At 68.5% G+C, this 20509-nt stretch carries 16 protein-coding genes; 11 read left to right on the top strand and 5 right to left on the bottom strand.

The window, feature by feature from the left end:
- Positions 1-94: 94 nt before the first annotated feature.
- The gene (gene smc / locus ACT535_RS07415; protein ID WP_476363867.1) at positions 95-3547 is read right to left on the bottom strand and encodes a chromosome segregation protein SMC; all 3453 of its coding nucleotides are present in this window, start codon (positions 3545-3547) and stop codon (positions 95-97) included.
- A 337-nt stretch (positions 3548-3884) separates the two neighbouring features.
- Between smc and trxA the strand changes: the two genes are divergently transcribed.
- Complete coding sequence (trxA, locus tag ACT535_RS07410) at positions 3885-4811, top strand: thioredoxin (protein WP_476363866.1); 927 nt, start codon at positions 3885-3887, stop codon at positions 4809-4811.
- Positions 4812-4920: 109 nt separating this feature from the next.
- The gene (locus ACT535_RS07405) at positions 4921-5592 is read left to right on the top strand and encodes an LON peptidase substrate-binding domain-containing protein (protein ID WP_476363865.1); all 672 of its coding nucleotides are present in this window, start codon (positions 4921-4923) and stop codon (positions 5590-5592) included.
- A gap of 1 nt (position 5593) precedes the next feature.
- On the opposite strand, the gene ACT535_RS07400 is transcribed toward ACT535_RS07405, so the two are convergent.
- Positions 5594-5941, bottom strand: a complete 348-nt coding sequence (locus tag ACT535_RS07400) for a hypothetical protein (RefSeq protein ID WP_168459911.1) — start codon at positions 5939-5941, stop codon at positions 5594-5596.
- Between the two features lie 29 nt (positions 5942-5970).
- Here ACT535_RS07400 and ACT535_RS07395 point away from each other — a divergent pair, with 29 nt between their 5' ends.
- From ACT535_RS07395 to ACT535_RS07380, 4 genes are all read left to right on the top strand, one after another.
- Complete coding sequence (locus ACT535_RS07395; RefSeq protein ID WP_476363864.1) at positions 5971-7041, top strand: RluA family pseudouridine synthase; 1071 nt, start codon at positions 5971-5973, stop codon at positions 7039-7041.
- Between the two features lie 160 nt (positions 7042-7201).
- Positions 7202-8104 (top strand): RNA polymerase sigma factor RpoH, encoded by a 903-nt coding sequence (gene rpoH, locus ACT535_RS07390; protein ID WP_168459909.1) that lies wholly within the window; start codon positions 7202-7204, stop codon positions 8102-8104.
- Positions 8105-8386: 282 nt separating this feature from the next.
- On the top strand, positions 8387-9139 hold the full coding sequence (locus ACT535_RS07385) for a response regulator (RefSeq protein ID WP_476363863.1): 753 nt from the start codon (positions 8387-8389) through the stop codon (positions 9137-9139).
- A gap of 308 nt (positions 9140-9447) precedes the next feature.
- On the top strand, positions 9448-10050 hold the full coding sequence (locus ACT535_RS07380) for an FkbM family methyltransferase (protein WP_168459907.1): 603 nt from the start codon (positions 9448-9450) through the stop codon (positions 10048-10050).
- Between the two features lie 73 nt (positions 10051-10123).
- Here the strand turns inward: ACT535_RS07380 and ACT535_RS07375 are convergent, their stop codons facing one another.
- Positions 10124-10450: a hypothetical protein gene (locus ACT535_RS07375; protein WP_476363862.1), complete on the bottom strand. Its 327-nt coding sequence runs from the start codon at positions 10448-10450 to the stop codon at positions 10124-10126.
- Positions 10451-10738: 288 nt separating this feature from the next.
- Here ACT535_RS07375 and ACT535_RS07370 point away from each other — a divergent pair, with 288 nt between their 5' ends.
- On the top strand, positions 10739-12184 hold the full coding sequence (locus ACT535_RS07370; RefSeq protein WP_168459905.1) for an NAD-dependent succinate-semialdehyde dehydrogenase: 1446 nt from the start codon (positions 10739-10741) through the stop codon (positions 12182-12184).
- Positions 12185-12250: 66 nt separating this feature from the next.
- Here ACT535_RS07370 and ACT535_RS07365 read toward each other — a convergent pair whose 3' ends face one another.
- Positions 12251-13027 (bottom strand): SDR family oxidoreductase, encoded by a 777-nt coding sequence (locus ACT535_RS07365; RefSeq protein WP_476363861.1) that lies wholly within the window; start codon positions 13025-13027, stop codon positions 12251-12253.
- Positions 13028-13099: 72 nt separating this feature from the next.
- Positions 13100-13855, bottom strand: a complete 756-nt coding sequence (locus tag ACT535_RS07360; RefSeq protein ID WP_168459903.1) for a GntR family transcriptional regulator — start codon at positions 13853-13855, stop codon at positions 13100-13102.
- Positions 13856-13987: 132 nt separating this feature from the next.
- Here ACT535_RS07360 and ACT535_RS07355 point away from each other — a divergent pair, with 132 nt between their 5' ends.
- From ACT535_RS07355 to ACT535_RS07340, 4 genes are all read left to right on the top strand, one after another.
- Positions 13988-15268: an ABC transporter substrate-binding protein gene (locus tag ACT535_RS07355; RefSeq protein ID WP_476324094.1), complete on the top strand. Its 1281-nt coding sequence runs from the start codon at positions 13988-13990 to the stop codon at positions 15266-15268.
- A gap of 563 nt (positions 15269-15831) precedes the next feature.
- The gene (locus tag ACT535_RS07350; protein WP_168460330.1) at positions 15832-16707 is read left to right on the top strand and encodes a branched-chain amino acid ABC transporter permease; all 876 of its coding nucleotides are present in this window, start codon (positions 15832-15834) and stop codon (positions 16705-16707) included.
- A 74-nt stretch (positions 16708-16781) separates the two neighbouring features.
- Positions 16782-19307 (top strand): branched-chain amino acid ABC transporter ATP-binding protein/permease, encoded by a 2526-nt coding sequence (locus tag ACT535_RS07345; RefSeq protein WP_476364007.1) that lies wholly within the window; start codon positions 16782-16784, stop codon positions 19305-19307.
- 205 nt (positions 19308-19512) lie between these two features.
- A complete protein-coding gene (locus ACT535_RS07340; protein WP_476363860.1) occupies positions 19513-20460 on the top strand; it encodes a 3-hydroxyacyl-CoA dehydrogenase in 948 nt (315 codons plus the stop codon).
- Positions 20461-20509 lie beyond the last annotated feature (49 nt).

The following is a 20509-nucleotide window of genomic DNA, read 5'->3' as shown; positions in this document are numbered from 1 at the left end:
GTCGCTGCCGCAATGGAAAGCGTGGGCCGGCGCCCTTCCGCACGGTCGAGTCCGCCGCACGGGAAAGGCCCCGTTCAAGCATGGTCCGGGCCGGCTAAACCGCCTCCCGCAGGCGCTCGGCGCTCTGCAGATCCACGGACACCAGACGGGAGATTCCCCGCTCCGCCATGGTGACGCCGAAGAGGCGATTCTGGTGGGCCATGGTGATCGGATTGTGGGTGATGGTGAGGAAGCGCGTGTCGGTGAGGCGCGTCATCTCCTCCAGCAGGGTGCAGAATCGCTCCACATTGGCGTCGTCGAGCGGCGCGTCCACCTCGTCCAGCACGCAGATGGGGGCGGGATTCGTCAGGAAGACCGCGAAGATGAGCGCCATGGCAGTCAGCGCCTGCTCACCACCAGACAGCAGCATCAGCGTCTGCGGCTTCTTGCCCGGAGGCTTGGCGATGATGTCGAGGCCGGCTTCCAGCGGATCGTCCGCATCGGTCAGCACCAGTTGCGCCTCGCCGCCGCCGAACAGCGTGTCGAAGAGCTTGCGGAAATGGCCGTCCACCACGGCGAAGGAGGCCTGAAGCCGTTCGCGCGCCTCACGGTTGAGGCTCTGGATGGCGGCGCGCAGGCGGCGGATGGCCTCGTTGAGGTCGTCGCGTTCCGTTGTGAGCTTGGTGTGCTGGGCCTCGGCCTCCTCCAGCTCCACGTCAGCGCGCAGGTTCACGGCGCCGAGCCGCTCCCGGTCGCGCTTCGCCCGCTCCAGCGTCGCCTCGATGGCCGCAACGTTGGGGGAGGGGGACGAATCGGTGAGGCCAGCCTGCTCGCGGGCGAGGTCTGGCGGGCCGTCGAGAATATCGGCGATCTCCCGCTGGAGGTCGTCGCGGCGCTGGCGGGCGCCCTCCAGCCGGGCGTCGGCGCGGGCGGCCTCGGCGCGGGCGCCGGACATGGCTTCCAGCGCCTCGCGGGCGGCGCGGTCGGCGGCGGCAAGCGCCTCCTCACCCTCGGCGAGACGGTCTGCGGCCTCCCGGCGGGCGGCCTCCGCCTCTTCGAGGGCATTCATGATCGCGCGGCGGCGTCGGATGAATTCGGAGGGGGCCTCCTCGATCTCGGCAAGCTCGGTCTTCGCCTCGCCTTCCCGGGCGGCGACCGCGGCAAGGCGCTCCCCCGCACCTCCGGCGCGTTGGCGCCAGGAACGTTCTTCGGCCGCGATGGCTTCCAGCCGGCGCATGCGCTGGGTGGCGTCGCGCCGCAAAGCATCGAGGCGGGCACGGGCCTCCGCCACGGCGGCGCGGCGCTCGGCTGTGTCTGCGCGGGCGCGGGCGAGTTCCGATTCGAGCGCCTGCGGCGTGTCGAGGGCGGCAAGCTGGCGCTCGGCTTCGACCTGCGAAGCTTCCGATTCGGCGCGTACGGCAGCGAGGCGGTTACGGGCCTCGGCCAGAGCGGAAAGGCGCGCGAGATGCTGGGCGGCGCGGCGCTCGGCCGCCTCCAAGGTGGCGCGGCTCGCTTCCGCGGAGCGTTGCGCGGCGCGGCGGGCCTCCCGGGCGAGATTTTCGCCTTCGGCCGCCTGCCTGAGCCTGCTTTCCCGATCGGCGAGCGTGGCGCGTACCTCGTCGAGATGCGCTTCCGCCAGTGCGGCCTCGGCCTCGATGTCGGCGAGGCGGTTGCGCTCGGCAAGGCGGCGGGCGGCGGCTGTGGGGGCATCGGCGGCGGCGACCACGCCGTCCCAGCGCCAGAGGTCCCCTTCCACGGAGACGAGGCGCTGGCCCGCCTTCAGCCGGCTTGCCAGAGCGGGGCCATCCGCGCGGGAAACGATGCCAACCTGCGCCAGACGCCGCGCCAATGCCGGGGCGCCGGAGACAAATCGCGACAGGGGCTCGACCCCTTCCGGCAAAGCGGGATCGGACGGGTCGCGCGCCGCGCCGGCCCAGCGCGCAGGGGCCGCGTCATCGACCGGCAAGTCGAGATCGTCGCCCAAGGCGGCACCCAGCGCCGTCTCATAGCCCTTGGCGACAGTCACGAGATCGGCCACAGGCGGGAAGCGCGCATCGCTGGACTGGAGCACCTTCGCCAGCGTCCGCGCCTCGGTCTCCAGCCGCCCGAAGCGGGCTTGCGCCTCGGCGAGGGTCGGCCGCAGTTCCTCGATGGCGCGGCGGGCGAGGGTGTGGGCCACCTCGGCGTCGATGCTGGATTCCTCGGCCTCGGCCAGCGCGTCGCGGGCGGCTTCGGCCTCCATGCGCAGGCCTTCGAGGGCGTCGGTGCCGGCTTGCTGCTTCAGGCGGCTTTCCTCCGCCTCCACCGAGGCGCGCTCGGCAGCGTTGCGCACCAGCCGGTCGCGCGTCTCGCGCAGAAGCTGCTCCAGCGAGGCGCGGCGGGCGCCGAGATCGGCGAAGTGCGCTGTCTTTTCCTCGAGCGCGCGCTCGGCCTCTTCCAGAAAGGCAGCGGCCTCTTCCTGCATGTCCGAGGCGATGGCCTCGCGCTCGGCCGCCTCTTCCTGTTCGAAACGCAGGTTTTCTGCCTCCGTGGCGAGACGCTCCAGCACGCTCTCGGCGTCGTGGGAGAGGGCCTCCTCACGGGCGGTATCCTGAGCCAGCTGGACGAGACGACGTTCCAACTCCTCCTTGCGGGCGGCAAGGCGGGCCTCCTCGGCATCCAGCTCCTGCCGGGCATGGGTGAGGCGCTGCAACGCTGCGGCGGCTTCCGCCTCCTTCTGGCGCAAAGCGGGAAGGGCGTGGGCGGCCAGGGCCTGAAGGCGCGCGGCCTCCGCCTGAAGGCGCGTGTGCTCCGCCCCGTCGCGCCGGGCGGCCTCCACCGCCTGCTCGGCGTCGGTCAGTGCCTTCGTGACGTCCTGCCAGCGCAGCCAGAGCAGGGTCGCCTCGCACTGGCGGATTTCAGCGGCGAGCGACTTGTAGCGCACGGTCTGGCGGGACTGGCGGCGCAGGCTGTCCACCTGCGTGCCCAATTGGGTGATGACGTCTTCCAGCCGCAGCAGATTCTGCTCGGCCGCCTTGAGCCGGGTCTCGGCCTCGTGGCGGCGGGCGTGAAGGCCGGCGACGCCGGCAGCCTCTTCCAGGATGCGGCGTCGGGCATTGGGCTTGGCGCCGACGATCTCGCCGATCTGCCCCTGCCGCACGAGGGCGGGGGAGCGGGCGCCGGTGGAGGCATCGGCGAAGATAAGCTGAACGTCCCGGGCGCGCACGTCCTTGCCGTTGATGCGGTAGCTCGATCCCGCGCCGCGCTCGATGCGGCGGACGATCTCCAGCTGGTCCCACTCGTTGAAGGCGGCCGGGGCGGTGCGGTCGGAATTGTCGAGGTGCAGCACCACCTCTGCGGAATTGCGCGCCGGCCGCCCCGTGGTGCCGGAGAAGATGACATCCTCCATGTCGTTGGCGCGCATGGCCTTGTATGAGCTTTCGCCCATCACCCAGCGCAGCGCCTCGACAAGGTTGGACTTGCCGCACCCGTTCGGCCCCACCACGCCGGTAAGGCCGGGCTCGATCAGGAGATCGGTCGGCTCGACGAAGGTCTTGAAGCCCACGAGCCGCAGGCGGTCGAACTTCATGCCGCGATCTTGGCTGTGGGGACGAGGACGGTCATCGGCGCGGGGTGTGCCAGCCTTTCCGGTGGAGGTCAAACCAGCGTGCATGGGCCGCCGCCCCCGCGCAACCCTTGGATTGCCAACGATCCACAGGGGTCGCCCCTCGGATCGGCGAGAGGTGGGCGCATTCACCTCTTATGGTTGTGTCCGCGCCCCCTGCCTTACCTTCCGCCCGCGAAAGGGGTACAAGGCCGCAAGCGCCGCATTGCGTCGGTGCGGCGGCGCCCCATCTAAGGGGGCGGCCGTCCCGGCGATGGCGCTTCTGGGCGCTGCGGGGCTGGATTTTCGGGGATTGCGACACATGCTGCTCAATCAGGCAGGCGCCACGGGTGCCAAACCGGCTGCGGGTTCGGACAGCGCCGGCGGCGACATCATCGATACCACCACCCAGACCTTCATGGCCGAGGTGATGGAAGAGTCGAAGCGCCGTCCGGTCCTCGTGGATTTCTGGGCGCCCTGGTGCGGCCCGTGCAAGACGCTTACCCCCGTGATCGAGAAGGTGGTGAAGGCCGCCAAGGGCAAGGTGCGCCTTGCCAAGCTCAATATCGACGATCACCCGGTCATCCCCGGCAAGCTCGGCATCCAGTCGGTGCCCACCGTCTATGCCTTCGTGAATGGCCAGCCGGTGGACGGCTTCATGGGCGCCTTGCCGGAAGGGCAGGTGAAGGCGTTCATCGATCGTCTCCTCGGTCCCGCAACGGACGGGCTCGAGGAAGCCCTCGCGGCGGCCGAAGGCGCGCTGGCGGACGGCGACCTGGCCGCGGCAGCGGAAATCTTCGCCGGCGTGCTGGGTGAGGAGCCCGACAATCTGAAGGCGCTCGCCGGCCTCGTGCGCACCCAGGTAGCGGCCGGTGCGCTGGAGCAGGCGAAGGCGACGCTGGCGTTGGCGCCCGCCGACAAGGCGAACGACGCGTCCATCGCTGCCGCCCGCGCCGCCCTTGATGTCGCCGAGCAGGCGGCCTCTCTAGGCGATCTCGCGACGCTTCAGGCAAAACTCGACCTCGATCCCGCCGACCATCAGGCCCGCTTCGACCTCGCGCTCGGGCTGAATGCCAAGGGCCGGCGCGAGGACGCGCTGATCCACCTGCTCGATATCGTCAAGCGCGACCGCTCCTGGAATGAGGATGCGGCGCGCAAGCAGCTGGTCCAGCTGTTCGAGGCCTGGGGCCCGACCGATCCGCTCACCCTTTCAGGCCGTAAGAAATTGTCGGCGATCATGTTCGCCTGAGAGCGCGGCCTTCCTGTCCGGGGCGGGCGCGGCTTTCGATCGTTTGGGTCGATGCGCTTTCCCGATGCGGACGGACTTTCGCTCGCAGGCGCTCGAGAAGGATTTTTTCGTGGCTGCCAACCGCAATTACCTGGCACCGGCGGATATTCCGCCGGTGATCCCTGTTTTTCCCCTCACCGGCGCCCTGCTGCTGCCGCGGGCGGAACTGCCGCTCAACATCTTCGAGCCGCGCTATCTCGCCATGGTGGATGATGCGCTCGGCGGCGCGCGGCTCATCGGCATGATTCAGCCCGACGAGGCCGCGCCTGCGGGCGCGAATGGCCCGGCGGTACACAAGGTGGGCTGCGTGGGTCGGCTCACCCAGTTCGGCGAGACGGGGGATGGGCGCTATCTCATCACCCTGAGCGGCATCTGCCGCTTCCGTGTGATTGAGGAAATGCCGGTAACGACGCCGTACCGCCAGTTCCGCATCGACACGGGCACCTTCGCCGAGGATTTCGATGTTTCGGCCGGCGAGGCGGAGGTGGACCGGGAGGCGGTTCTCGCGGCGCTCGCGGCCTTTCTCGACGCCAACAAGCTTGAGGCCGACTGGGACGGCATCCGTCAGGCCGGGACCGAGACGCTGGTGAACGCGCTTTCGGTGATGTCGCCCTACGGCGCGCTGGAGAAACAGGCGCTTCTGGAGGCCGACAACCTCAAGGCGCGCGCGGACATGCTGGTCGCCATCACCCAGATGATGCTCGCCCGCATGCCGGGAGACGGCGAGGGCTCGCTTCAGTAGCTCAGGGCTCCACCGCGAAGCGCAGCCGCCCGGCCGGGGCAAGGGTGCGGGCGTCGAAGGTGCGGATCTCCGTCGCGCCGTTGAGTTCGATCGCCACCACGACTACATCGCCGGAGACGGCCGTGGAGACGATCCGGGCCCCCTTGGGCAGCAGGGCAGTCATTTCGCCGGACGCAAGCGGTTTTGCCCGGATCATGCGATAACCGATGACGCCGAACACGGCCGCCACCCCCAGCACCATGACCAGCATGGAGATGCTGGAGAAGCGGCGGAACTTGCGGATGACGCGCTCCTGCTCCGGCGTCAGCGCCTCTTCGGGGGTGTCGATCTGGGGCGGGCGGTGGAACATGAGGGGCCGGGGCTCCTGACGGAACAAGAATGAACGCGAAAACGACCGAAGCTGCCCTTGCCGACGGCTTCGACGACCTCACCGACGACATCGGGCCGGACGAAGCCGGTCAGGACACTGGCGCGAGCCTTACCCTCGCCGTCGCGCCCGAGGATGCAGGCCAGCGGCTGGACCGCGTCCTGGCGCGCCTTGCGCCCGAACTCAGCCGCACCCGCATCCAGCGTCTCGTTGCGGAAGGGCAGGTGTCCCTCGGCGGGGGAGTGGTAGGGGACGCGGCCGCGAGGGTCAATGCCGGCGAGGTATACACCCTGACCCTGCCGCCCCCCGAACCCGCCGAGCCGGTGGCGGAAGACCTCCCGCTCAGCATTGCCTTCGAGGACGATCACCTCATCGTCATCGACAAGCCGGCGGGGCTGGTGGTGCATCCGGCTCCGGGCCACGCCTCGGGCACGCTGGTCAACGCGCTCCTGCACCATTGCGGTGACAGCCTGTCCGGCATCGGCGGCGTGCGGCGGCCGGGCATTGTTCACCGGATCGATAAGGATACCTCCGGCCTGCTGGTGGTGGCGAAGTCCGATGCTGCCCACAAGGGTCTCGCCGCCCAGTTTGCCGACCATGGCCGCGCCGGGCCGTTGGAGCGCGCCTATCTCGCCTTCGTCTGGGGCGTGCCCGAGCCGCGCGGACGGGTGGATGCGCCCATCGACCGGCATCCGACCCATCGCCAGAAAATGGCGGTGCGGGGTTCCGGCCGTCACGCGGTGACCCACTGGGAGGTGCTGGAGACCTTCGTCGGCAAGAACGGCGCGGAGGTCGCGAGCGTCATCGAGTGCCGGCTGGAGACCGGGCGCACCCACCAGATCCGCGTCCACATGGCCCATGCCGGCCATCCGCTGCTGGGAGACGAGGTGTATGGCCAGGGCTTCCGGACCAAGGTCTCACTTCTGCCGGACGAGGCGAGGGCGTGCCTAGCCGCGCTCGGCCGACAGGCGCTGCATGCGGCGCGGCTCGGCTTCGCGCATCCGGTGACGGGCGAGGAATTGTCGTTTGAAAGCGCGCTGCCGCAGGATCTTGCGGCGCTCGAGGCGGCGCTGCGCGACTGATCGAGGGCGTGCAGAAACGCAATCCGCTCTCGCAGCGACGTGAGAGGATGAAACCTATCCGCGCCCCATTCGTATCTATATCATCGTGCGTCGCGGTCGGCGTCATGCGGCCGCACAGGCGGCTGCCCGGACGGGGGCCGCGGGAGAAGGAGGCCTCGTGATGGCCCAGCAGAAGTCCATGCCCATTCCCTCCGCAGAGGGCGGGCTTTCGCGGTACCTGGAGGAAATCCGGCGGTTCCCCATGCTGGAGCCGCAGGAGGAATATATGCTCGCGAAAAGCTGGCGCGAGCACGGGGACCGCGACGCCGCTCACAAGCTGGTGACGAGCCACCTGCGCCTCGTGGCGAAGATCGCCATGGGCTACCGCGGCTATGGCCTGCCCATTTCCGAGGTGATTTCCGAGGGCAACGTGGGCCTCATGCAGGCGGTGAAAAGGTTTGAGCCCGAGAAGGGCTTCCGCCTCGCCACCTATGCCATGTGGTGGATCCGCGCTTCCATCCAGGAATACATCCTGCGCTCGTGGAGCCTCGTGAAGATGGGCACCACGGCCGCGCAGAAGAAGCTGTTCTTCAACCTGCGCAAGGCCAAGAGCCAGATCTCCGCGCTGGAGGAGGGCGACCTGCGTCCCGACCAGGTGCAGCAGATCGCCACCAAGCTCGGCGTCACTGAGCAGGACGTGGTGGACATGAACCGCCGCCTCTCCGGCGACGCCTCCCTCAACGCCCCGATCCGCGAGGATTCGGAAGGCGGCGAGTGGCAGGACTGGCTTGTGGACGAGCGCCTCGACCAGGAGGAGCAGCTCGCCGAGAGCGAGGAACTCGACAACCGCCGCTCTGCCCTGTCCGGCGCCCTGTCCGTCCTCAACGATCGCGAGCGTCGCATCTTCGAGGCGCGCCGCCTCTCCGACGATCCGATGACGCTGGAGGATCTCGCCTCCGAGTTCGGCGTCTCGCGCGAGCGCGTGCGCCAGATCGAGGTGCGCGCCTTCGAGAAGGTGCAGAAGGCCGTGATGGACCGGGTGCGCCAGATCGAGGCGCCGCAGGCTGAGGCCGTCTCGGCCTAAGCCGACTCCGCGACGTGTCGCGATGCGGCCAAGCTGCCCGCGTCCTTGCGCCCGAAATCCGGGTTTTTCGCGCGCGCAGCGTGTGTGGCGCCCGTTGAGCCCCCTGTCCTTTCCATCAGTAGATCGATCCAAATCGGAGTGAGCCGGATCAATTTGCGCTAGATTCCCTACGACCTAGCATGATACCAGCTTAACCTTATCAAGGGCTCTGCGGGGGCGAGCCGGCCGCGGACAGCGTTCTGCCATGAACGCCGTCAGCGCCGGACGGGTGACATGTGAGCAATGCGCGACATAGCGGTCATTGTCGTCGATGATGACAAGGATTTTCTCGTCGAGGTCAGTGAAGGCCTCGCGATCGAAAATTTGCGGGTGATCTGCGCCTCCTCGCCGATGAGCGCTCTCGATCTCATCGAGCAGAACCCTGCGATCCGCGTTCTCGTCACGGACCTCGCCATGCCGGGCATGAACGGCCTGGCGCTTGTGGAGCGCGCCGGTGAAATCCGCCAGGGGGAGCCGATTGTCTCCATCGTCCTCACGGGGTGCGCCTCGCTGGAGAGTTCCATCGCCGCCCTCAGGACGGGCGTCGTGGATTTCCTGCAGAAGCCGGTCGAGATGGGAGATCTCGCCGCCGCCATCCGCCGGGCGCTGGAAATATCCCTGCGGAAGCGACCGGCTGCGACCACCCTTGAAGATCCAGCGGAGGTCCTGCGCGTTCTCGCCGGCCTTCGGCTCGATCGGCAGCGGGTGCTTCCGGACGTGGCGGGGGGCGTGACCGCCTGGGACATGCTGCTCGATCTTGCCATGGCGCAGGAAGAAGGGCGGCGAATCTCGGTGTCGGCGCTCTGCTCGGGCGCCGGGACGTCGGTCACAACAGCCTTGCGCCGGCTCGAAATGCTCGAGCAGCAGGGGCTCGTGGAGCGCCTTCCCGACCCTGAAGACCGCCGGAGGGTTTGGCTCCAGCTCACCCGCAAGGGCTGCGCATCCGTGCGCCAGACGGGCCGACGGTTCGCAGAGACATTGCGCACATTGATCTAGACGTCCCGGCTGGCTCTCTGGGGCGGATTGGGCGAATAGCCTAAGATTTACTCAATCGCACGAATCTGTAAATCCACGTTTCAGAATGTAATATGGACAGTATTTCATATTTAAATTCATTCATATTGAACATATCGTGTTCACTGCGGACGCGGTTGTAATTGCTGGTTATTTTTTGAATGTTACGTTTTGCCCGATAACACGGGCTTAATGAAATGCATTCTTCTGTTGTTTATGTTGACGGTGTGGGGGTTATAAGTCCTGCACACCATGAGCGAAGCCTGGTTGAGTCCTGGCTGGGGTCTGGTGTGGGCACGTTCGTCGAGGTGGGGGCGGGCGATCCGATCCGCGGCAGCCAGACCTACCATCTGGAGTTGAACGGCTGGGCGGGCCTGCTCGTCGAGCCATCGACGGAACTGGCGAATGCACTCAAGGCGGTGCGCAAGGCGCACGTCGCCTGTGTCGCTTGCGGCGCGCCCGGCTCGCCCTCCACCACGCAATTGTGGCTGCTCGGCCGGGAGGCGCGAGCGATCCTTTATCCGGGCGACCTGCCCCGCGGTACCCTTCGGGTGCCGGTGCGCACTCTGGATGATGTCCTTGGCGACGTCGGCATCAGCAGTGTCGACTTCGTTTCGATTGATGTGACGGGGACGGAGGCCGATGTGCTGGCCGGCTTTTCCGCATCCCGCTTCAACCCACGTCTCATCCTTGTCGATGACCGGGTTGGTTTCGGCCGCAGCCGACGTCTGCTTGCTGCCCACGGCTACATCCTGGCCCGCCGGACCGGCCACAACGCGTGGTTTGTGCCGCGTGCCCTGAGGCGGACGTCGCTGACCGACCAGGTGACGCTGGCCTGGCACTATGGGCCGGGCCGTCTGGTGCGGCGCCTCGTGCGCCGTTTTTTGGCCTGATCATTCCCAGTCGCGGTGATTGGTTCATTTCGGAGGGATCGCCTTCCGGAAGAAACCCACCATACATAGGCCGCTACAAGCGTTGCGTGGCGTCCCGGTGCGGCTCTCCGCCGTGCCGGTCCTTGTTCTCCCCGATGGTGGTGGCGAGGTCGGTGAAGGTCGGGGGAAGCCCCTCCTGACGATTGGTGGCCGCGCGCAGGAAGCGGATGGGAAAGAGTACACCCTCCGCCTGCGCCGGGCTGATGCTGCGGGAGGCGGCATCGCGCCGGGCGGCGTCCTCCGCTTCGGCGAGCGCGGTCTCGATCTCGCCGGAGGTGAGCAGGCCCTTGTGCCGCATGGTCTCGAGCAGGCGCGACAGGGCGAGCAGCACGCCTTCCAGCTGCAGGTTTGCGGTGTTCATCGGTGTCTCCGGTCTCGGCGGGTGAGCCGCCGTGCAGCCATGCCAACGCTGCGGACCTCATGCCGGTTTCCCGCGCCCGTCGCGGTTCTCAACCGCGCGGTTGCCGCTTAGGATGCCCGCCCGCCCCGGCGCACGCCCGCCAATCCCTTTCCGCTGTTCATCACGCTCCCGCTGGCGCGCCGGAAGAGCGGGGACGTTCGGCGCGCCGGGGCGCAAAACCGGACTCGAACGCCTGATTCGACGGACGCGCGCGCGGTCCACGGCGCGGCGCCCCAAGGAGGAAGCCCCATGACATCCGACGCCTATCCCCACGTCCAGCTCCACATCGACGGCGTCTGGCGCGATGCCGAAGGCGGGCGCCGCATCCCGGTTATCAATCCTGCGACGGAGGAGGAGATCGGCTCGGTTGCCCACTGCTCGCGCGCCGACCTCGACGCGGCGCTGGAAGCGACGGAGCGCGGCTTCGCGACCTGGAGCAAGGTGTCGGCCTTCGACAGGTCGAAGCTCATGCGCAAGGCCGCGGACCTGCTGCGCGAGCGCGCGGACGGTATCGCCCGCCTGATGACGCTCGAGCAGGGCAAGCCGCTCGTCGAGGCGCGCATGGAGACGCTGGCCGCCGCCGACATCATCGACTGGTTCGCCGAAGAGGCCCGCCGCGCCTATGGCCGGGTCATTCCCGCCCGCGCACCCGGCGTCTATCAGCTCGTCATCAAGGAGCCAGTCGGGCCGGTGGCGGCCTTCACGCCCTGGAACTTCCCCATCAACCAGGTGGTTCGCAAGCTGTGCGGCGCCCTGGCGGCCGGCTGCTCCATCATCGTGAAGGCACCCGAGGAGACGCCGGCCTCGCCCGCCGAGCTGATCCGCGCCTTCGTGGACGTGGGCATTCCGGCCGGCGTCATCGGCCTCGTCTATGGCGTGCCGGCGGAGGTGAGCGAATATCTCATTCCGCACCCGACCATCCGCAAGATCACCTTCACCGGGTCAACCCCCGTCGGCAAGCGGCTGGCGGCATTGGCGGGCGAGCACATGAAGCGCGCCACCATGGAACTGGGGGGCCACTCGCCGGTCATCGTCTTCGATGATGCCGACGTGACCGCCGCGGCCAAGCAGATCGCCGCCGCCAAGTTCCGCAATGCCGGGCAGGTGTGCGTCTCGCCGACCCGCTATCTCATTCAGGAGAGGGTCTACGAAGAGTTCGTGGACGCCTTCGTCACCGTCGCCAAGGCGGTGAAGGTGGGCAACGGCCTGGAGGCCGGCACCACCATGGGGCCGCTCGCCAACGAGCGCCGCATCCCGGCCATGGAAGCCCTCATCGCTGACGCTCGCCAGAAGGGCGCGGAGGTGGCCACTGGCGGTGGACGCATTGGAAACAAAGGCTATTTCTTCGAGCCCACCGTGGTCACGGGCGTCACCCGCGAGATGCGGATGATGAACGAGGAGCCGTTCGGCCCGCTGGCCATGATGCTGCCCTTCTCCGACTTCGAGGAGGCCGTCACCGAGGCCAACCGTCTGCCCTATGGCCTTGCCTCCTATGCCTATACCCGCTCGGCCAAGACCGCCCAGCAGGTGGCGCACCGGGTGCAGGCGGGCATGATGACCATCAACCACCTGGGCCTTGCGCTGCCTGAGGTTCCGTTCGGCGGCATCAAGGATTCCGGCTATGGCTCGGAGGGTGGCTCGGAGGCCATCGAGGCCTATCTGAACCCCAAGTTCGTGTCGCAGGCCGGGATCTAACCCTCCGCCGGAAAAACACTTTCGCCGCCCTCCGGCTGGGCTCGAGGGCGGCGGCGGTTTGGGCGTTTACACCAGCATCTGCATGTCGCCATCCACCGCGATGGCCTGGCCGGAGATGGTGGAACCCATCGGGGATGACAGGAAAACTGCAACATTGGCAAGGTGTTGCGGTGGGATGAGGCGCTTCAGCGACGTAGCCGAGAGGGCCATTGCCTGCACCTCCTCCATTGACATGTTGCGCTCCCGCGCCTTGTTCTCGAACACTGATCGGATGCGCGGGCCGTCCACCGATCCGGGCAGTATCGCATTGGCGCGTATGCCGAATTCGCCCAGCTCCATGGCCAACGACTTGATGAAGCCGATCACCCCCCACTTCGCCGCCGCATAGGGCGAGCGGAGCGGAAAGCCGAAGCGGCCGGCGGCCGAGGAGAGGCCGATGATGGAGGCGTTGGCGCTCTCCTTCAGGGCCGGCACGGCGAGGCGGGTGACGTTGAAATGGCCGGTGATGTCCACCGCCAAAGTGCGGTCCCAGTCCTCCGGCGAGATCTGGTCCACGCGGCCGGTGGGGCCGGCGATTCCCGCATTGTTTACAAGGACATCGAGCCCGCCCAGGCGGCCCAGTGCGCCGTCCATGAAGGCCGCGACCGAGGTCCGATCGGACACATCGCACCAGGTTCCCACCGCCCCCGGAGCGGTACTGCCCAAGGCCTCCAAAGCGGCGTCGTCCACGTCGCAGACTTCCACCCTTGCCCCCTCCTTCAGGAAGGCGCGGGCGATCTCCAGCCCGATGCCGCCGGCGCCGGCGGTGACGATGACGCGGATGCCGGCGATGCCGAGGTCCATGGCGTTCTCCCTAGGTTTTCTTGTGGGGTATCGGTGCTGTCAGGTGCCGGTTCGGGTGCAGTCAGCTATGAATCAGTCCGGCAGCACGTCGCGCGAGAGGATGAAGTCGCCCGCGCTCCAGATATCCGCCACGAGGGCGTCGCGGGCCGCGTCCGAATCGCGGGCCTTGAGAGCGGCGACGAGGCGCTCATGGTGGAGGTGGGCCTCCCCCTGCCGCACCCGCTCCGGGCCGGCGCGGAAGTCGAGATTGAGGACGGGGCCGATCTGCAGCCAGAGACCCTCGATCATCCCCATCAGGGTGGGCAGGTGGGCGGCGCGGTAGAGGGCGAAGTGCAGGTCCTTGTTGTGGCGCATGGCGGCGGCGCCGTCCGGGCGCTTCTTGTCCCGCTCGGCGGCGAAGGCGCGCTCATGGCGGACCACCTCGGCGATCTCCTCGGCGGTGGCTTCGCGGGCGGCGGTGGCGGCGGCGAGGCCTTCGAGGCTGGTGCGGATGAGGCGCAACTCGGCGAAGCGGGCGCGGGACATGAGGGGCACGCGCACGGCCCGGTTGGGCAGCACCTCCAGCGCATTCTCGGCGACGAGGCGGGACACGGCCTCCCGCACCGGCATTGCGCTGGTGCCGATGGCTCCGGCGAGCCCGCGCAGGGTGAAGCGCTCGCCCGGGGCGGCGCGGCCGGAGAGCAGAAGCTCCTTCAGATCCCCATAGACCTGATCGGCCAAAGTCTGGCGGACGATGCGGCCGACACGGGCATCGAGCGTTTCCGCCGGCGCCTCGCCGCGGACCTCTGAGGCATCGCCGTCGCCGGCGGATCGTGTCTTGTGTTCCATGTTCCGCGTCTGCTATGTGTGATCACAGATAACAGATAGCCGAGCCAGTCGGCAATCATTCCGGAGCGGATCGGACGGGAAAAATCCTGCCGCCGCAACATCCAAGCCGGACCCATGGGAGGAGACGACGCCGTGAACGACATTCCTCATCACGCCCGAATTGCGTCCGCATCCATCGGCCGCCGCACGCTGCTGAAGGGCGTCGGCGCGGCCGCGCTTCTCGGCGGCGTCGGCATGCCGGCCATCGTGAAGGCGCAGGCCGACACCGTGACCTTCGGCCACCTCACCCCGCTCACCGGCTTCCTCGGCCCGCTCGGCGCCTATGGCCAGATGGGCGTGCAGCTCGCGGTGGAGGAGCTGAACGCGGCCGGCGGCATCAACGGCCGCAAGATCAACCTCGTCATGGAAGACAGCGTGAACCCCGCCACCGCCTCCTCCAAGGCGGAGCGCTATATCGAGCGCGACAAGGCGGCGGTGATCGTGGGCGAGATTTCCTCGGCCTCGGCGCTGGCCATCGCCCAGGTCGCGGCGCGCAACAAGATCGTATTCGTCAACACCGGCGGCAATTCTGATGCCCTGCGCGGCAAGGATTGCAACCGCTACATGTTCCATGTGGAAGGCGCCAACACCCAATATGTGAAGGCGGTGGGCGCGGCGATGCTGCGGGACGGCCTCATCAAGGGCAAGAAGCTCTTCTTCCTCACTGCCGATTACGCCTTCGGCCACGACCTCTCCCGCGTCGCCAAGCGCTTCATCGCCCAGAACGGCGGCGAGGTGGTGGCGGACGAACTGGTGCCCACCGACGCCACCGACTTCTCGCCCTATCTGCTCAAGGTGCGGCAGGCCCGACCGGACGTGGTGATCTCCAACCTCGCCGGCAACCAGATCACCAACTTCATTAAGCAGTATTCGGAATTCGGCCTGAAGTATCCATTCGGCGGCTTCGGCTTCGATACGGCGGTGGCCTGGGGCGCGGGCAAGGATGCGTTCGGCGGCATCTGGCCGCTCATCTGGCACCATGATGTTTCCGCGCCGTCCTCCAAGGCCTTCGTTGCCGCCTTCGTGAAGAAGTGGGGCAAGCCGCCGGAGAACCAGGCCTGGGGCGACTATGTGGCCACCAAGCTCGTCGCCCGCGCCATGATCGAGACCAAGAGCACGGATTCCGCGCAGATCATCTCCTTCTTCGAGAAGGAGAAGGAGCTGGACATCCTCAAGGACCGCAAGGGCTACTTCCGTGACTGGGACCACCAGCTCATCCAGGAGATGTACACGGTGACCCCCCGCCCGGTGGCGCAGGTGAAGGACAATTGGGACATCATGGTCCTCGGCCCCGCCGTCCCGGCCGCCGGCACCGCCCTCGACGTCATCGCGCCGACCCCTGAAGAGAACGCCTGCACCTTCCCCGCGGGGTGAGGGGCGCCCCTCTCCCCTTGCGGGAGAGGGGTTGGGGTGAGGGGTAGGGATGCCTCCGCGTGCGCCGGCCAACGGTTCTTGCGACGCCATACCCCTCACCCCCGCCCTCTCCCGCAGGGGGAGAGGGAGTTTGGGCGGCTCAAGCGGGGAGGGTGGCGGGGTTTTGCCGGCTTCGCCGAACTTTCCGCAGGACCCCGGCTCGGCGCTCCGGCTCCGCCGTCGCTGGTCCGGGAGCGGGCTTCTTTTCTTTCCGCGGAAGGGTAGGCCCCCCGGCCGGTTCGGCACCGTCCTCGCGCCCCGGACGCATGCAGCGATAGCGGAATGCGAGCCGGGGCCCAGCGCACGGGTTCGCCGAAGGCGGCTCAAGCGGGGATGCCTTGGGGGATTGCCGGCTTCGCCGAACTTTCCCCTGGGCCCCGGCTCGGCGCTCCGGCTTCGCCGTCGCTGGTCCGGGGCACCAACTCCTCCCTCTCCCGCAAGGGGAGAGGGAGTCCGGGCGGCGCGGGGGCGCCGTTGATGTCCGCCAGTAAAAAACGCCTCAGGCCGGAGAAGACTTCATGCCCATGGAACTCGTCTTTCTCATCGAGCAATTGCTCAACGGGCTTCTGGTGGGCGTCGCCTATCTCCTGATCGCGCTCGGCCTGTCGCTCATCTTCTCCCTCGGCGGCATCGTGAATCTTGCCCATGGCGGCTTCTATGCCATCGGCGCCTACATCGGCGTGGAGATCGGCAACCGCTACGGCTTTCCCGCCGCCTTCATCGGCGCGCCCATCGCGGTGGCGCTCATCGGCATGGTCATCGAGCGCACCCTGTTCTCGCGCTTCTACCGGGCCGATCCCATCCTCTCGCTGCTGCTCACCTTCGGGCTTGCCATGGTGATCGAGCAGGCGCTGCGCATGGCCTTCGGCGCCACGCCCATCCCCTTCTCCATCCCGGCCTTCCTGAAGGGGCAGGTGTTCCTCGGTGACTTCATCTATTCGCGCTATCGCCTCGCCATTCTGGTGGTGGCGGCGGTGGCGGTGCTGGGCCTGTGGCTGCTGCTCCAGCGCACCGCCTTCGGCCGCGTGGTGCGGGCCGGCGTGCAGAATCCGGACATGGTCGGCGCGCTCGGCATTTCGCTCAGGCCCTATCTGACCGCCGTGGCGGCCATCGGCATCGGTCTTGCGGGCCTCGCCGGCATCATGCTGGCGCCCATCTCCGGCGTGCATCCGGCCATGGGCTCGGAAATCCTCACCGCCGCCTTCGTGGTGGTGGTCATCGGCGGCCTCGGCTCGTTCTGGGGCGTGGTGGCGGCGGGGCTGCTGGTGGGCCTCGTGCGCGGGCTCACGGTCTACTTCATTCCGCCGGCCGCCGAGGCCTCCATGTACGTGCTGATGCTGGCGGTGCTGCTCACGAGGCCGCGCGGCCTGTTCGGCGAGCGCATCCTGCGCTTCGAGTGACCACCATGCTCAAGGCCACCAACGCTCCCGCCGCCCCCTTCGTGACTGCGACCCCTCCCGCCTCAGGAGCCGCGATGCTCGCCCGCAACGCCAACCTCATCATCGCCGCGGTGGCGCTCGCGCTGCTGCCGGCGCTGCTCTCCGCCCTCGGGCTGACGGTGACGTCCGCGACCGACGTGGTGATCCTCGCCCTCGCCTGCATGGCGCTGAACCTGCTCGTCGGCTACACCGGCCTCGTCTCCTTCGGCCATGGCGCGTGGTTCGGCCTCGGCGCCTATGCGGCGGCGCTCCTGCAGCAGCGGCTGTTCCCGGAGTGGGGCCTCGCGCTGGCGATCCCGGCGGCGGTGCTGGTGACGCTGGCGGCGATCCCGGTGGGCTATGTGGTGCTGCGCCGGCGCGGCGTCTACTTCTCGCTGCTGACGCTGGCGCTGACCGCGCTGGCCTACACCGTCGCCTTCCGCTGGACGGCGGTGACGGGTGGTGAGAACGGCCTCGGCGGCGTCAATCGCGGCCCCTTCCTCGGCCTCGATGTGGACCGCAACGCCACCTTCTACTGGGTGGTGGCGGGGGCGGCCTTCCTCATCATCCTCACCCTCCAGCGCTTCGTGCGCTCGCCGGTGGGCACGGTGCTCGTCGCCATCCGCGAGAACGAGCAGCGGGCGCGCTTCATCGGCTACGATACGCGGGCCTACAAGATCGCCTGCTTCACCCTCTCGGCAGGGCTGACGTCGTTCGCTGGCGCGCTGCTCGCCTTCAACCACCGCTTCGCCTCGGCCGATCCCATCGCCATCGCCTTCTCGGGCGAGCTTCTGGCCATGGTGGTCATCGGCGGCATGCGCTCCTTCCTCGGGCCGGCGCTGGGGGCGCTGTTCTTCGTGCTGTTCCGCGAGTTCCTGTCCATGTGGACGGCGAACTGGCTGTTCTGGTTCGGCCTGCTGTTCATGGCCTTCATCGTCTTCTCGCCTACCGGCCTCGTGGGGGTCGCCGGCCGGCTGCTGGCGCCGCTCCGGAAGAAGACCATCGAGGCCGCCGCCATGGGCCGGCGCACCTCCGCCGAGAAGCGGCCGCTGCCCCGCGCGCTGGCGGAGCGCCCGCATTGGGACGGAACCGCCCCGCTGCTGGAGGCGAAGGAGCTGGCGCTGGGCTTCGGTGCCATCAAGGCGGTGCGGCAGGGCGCGGTGGCGGTGAAGGACCGCACCCTCCACGCCCTCATCGGCCCCAACGGCGCCGGCAAGACGACCACCTTCAACATCATCTCCGGCATGTTCCCGCCCCATGCCGGCGAGATCCGCCTCGCGGGGGAGCGCATCGACGGGCTCTCGCCCAATCAAGTGTGCATGAAGGGCCTGTCCCGCTCCTTCCAGATCACCAATCTGTTCCCGACGCTCAGCGTGGAGGAAAACCTGCGCCTCGGCGTGCAGGCCACCCACAAGAGCCGCTTCGACCCCTGGCGGGATGCCGCCGCCATCCCCGAGATCAATGCCGAGACGGCGGAAATGGTGGCCTTCCTCGGCGTCGCGGGCATGGAGAAGGCGGAGGCCGGCGCGCTCTCCTATGGCGGGCAGCGGCTGCTGGACATGGGCCTCGCGCTCACCTCACGCCCGCGCGTGCTGCTGCTGGACGAGCCTTTGGCGGGCCTCGCGGCGGCGGAGCGCACGCGCGTCTCCAACCTCATCAAGGACATCTCCGCCGAAGTGCCGGTGCTGCTGGTGGAGCACGACATCGACCGCGTGTTCGAGCTGGCCGACGCCGTGACCGTGATGGCCGACGGCGCGGTCCTCGTCGACGGCACGGTGGAGGATGCGCGCTCCGACAAGCGCGTGCAGGAGGTCTATATCGGCTCCGGCGCTGCCGCGCTCGCTGCCCGCGACCTCGAATCCGCCGCCACCGACAAAACCATGCTGCGGCTCCACGGCATCGACGCCTTCTATGGCAAGAGCCGCATCCTCGCCGGCGTCTCGCTGGAGGCGAAGGAGGGGGAAATCCTCGCCCTGCTCGGCCGCAACGGGGCGGGCAAGTCCACGCTCCTCAAGGCGATCACCGGCATCGTCAAGCCCATGAACGGGTCGCTGACGCTGGCGGGCGAGGAACTCGCCGGCCTCTCCTCCGCCGCCATCGCCCGGCGCGGCGTCGGCTACGTGCCGCAGGGGCGGGCGCTGTTCCACGGCATGAGCGTGCGCCACAACCTCGAACTCGGGCGGCTGAAGCGCATCACCGGGGCCGGCAAGCATTTCAGTGAGGAGGAGGTGCTGGAGCTCTTCCCCCGCCTGAAGGTGCGCATGGACACGCCGGCCGATCTCCTCTCCGGCGGCGAGCAGCAGATGGTGGCGGTGGCCCGCGCGCTCATGGGCGACACCCGCGTGCTGCTGCTGGACGAGCCGTTCGAGGGCCTGTCCCCGGCGGTCACGGAAGAATTGTTCGACGCCTTCGACCGGCTGCGCCGCTCGCTCACCCTCGTCATCGTCGATCACCATCTCGACGTGGTTCTGAACCTCGCCGATCGCGCGGTGGTGCTGGAGCGCGGCGAGGTGGTCCACGAAGGCCCCGCCCGCCCGCTGGCGCGCGATCTCGATCTCAGAAGGCAGGTGCTGTGGCTGTGATGCGCCTGCCTCGCACCCCGGCCGACTGCAGCGTCAGCGGAAGGAGAGCCGGGGTCCAGCGCAATGGTACGCCGAAGGCGGCTCTACACCGTCGGCTGGAGGCCCTTGCCGGCTGCGCCGACTTTTCCCCTGGGCCCCGGCTCGGCGCTCCGGCTGCGCCGTCGCTGGTCCGGGGCGCGGGTTCCATTTCCATGACGAGGCATCCATGACCAAGATCGCCATCATCGGCTCGGGCTTCATCGGCCGGGCCTGGGCCATCACCTTCGCCCGCGCCGGCTTCGACGTGGCGCTGGCGGACAAGGCGGAAGGCGCGCCCGAGGCGGCGCTCGCCTACATCGAAGGCGTGCTGCCGGACCTCGCCGCCAACGACCTCCTCAACGGCGCCACCCCCGAGGCCGTGCGCGGGCGCCTTTCCGCCGCCGGCTCCTATGCGGAAGCGCTGGAGGGGGCCGTCCACGCGCAGGAGAATGCGCCGGAAGACCTCGCCCTCAAGCAGGCGCTCTATGCCGAACTCGACGCGCTCGCCGCGCCCGAGACCGTGCTCGCCTCCTCCACCTCGGCCATCCTGCCGTCGCGCTTTTCCGAGACCCTGACGCACCGCGAGCGGGTGTGCGTGTGCCACCCCATCAATCCGCCCTATCTCATCCCCGCCGTGGAGGTGGTGCCCGCGCCGTGGACCTCCGCGGACACCATGAGCCGCGCCGCTGACCTTATGCGCGCCGCCGGCCAGTCGCCCATCGTGATGAAGCGCGAGCTGGACGGCTTCGTGATGAACCGCATGCAGGGCGCGCTCCTGGAGGAGGCGTTCCGCCTCGTCGCCGACGGCTATGCCAGCGTCGAGGACGTGGACATCGGCATCCGCGAGGGGCTGGCCCTGCGCTGGTCCTTCATGGGGCCGTTCGAGACCATCGATCTCAACGCGCCCGGCGGCGTCGCGGACTATGTGGCGCGCTACCAGCAGATCTACGAGCGCATCTCGCCCGACCAGTGGCGCCGCGTGGACTGGGCCGGCCCGGTGCTGGAGACCGTGCTCGCCGAGCGCCGCGCGCGCCTCGCCCACGATGCGCTTCAGGAGCGGCAGGTGTGGCGCGACCGCCGGCTGATGGCGCTCGCTGCCCACAAGCGCAAGGCCGCCAAGGACATCGGCGCCTGAATTTCATCGGCGCCTGAATCTTTCGCCTTTCCGACATTCCCGACCACAG

This window comes from Xanthobacter sp. DMC12 (assembly GCF_056314105.1).
The sequence above is the reverse complement of the archived record's forward strand: the minus strand, read 5'-3'. Positions and strand labels throughout refer to the sequence as shown.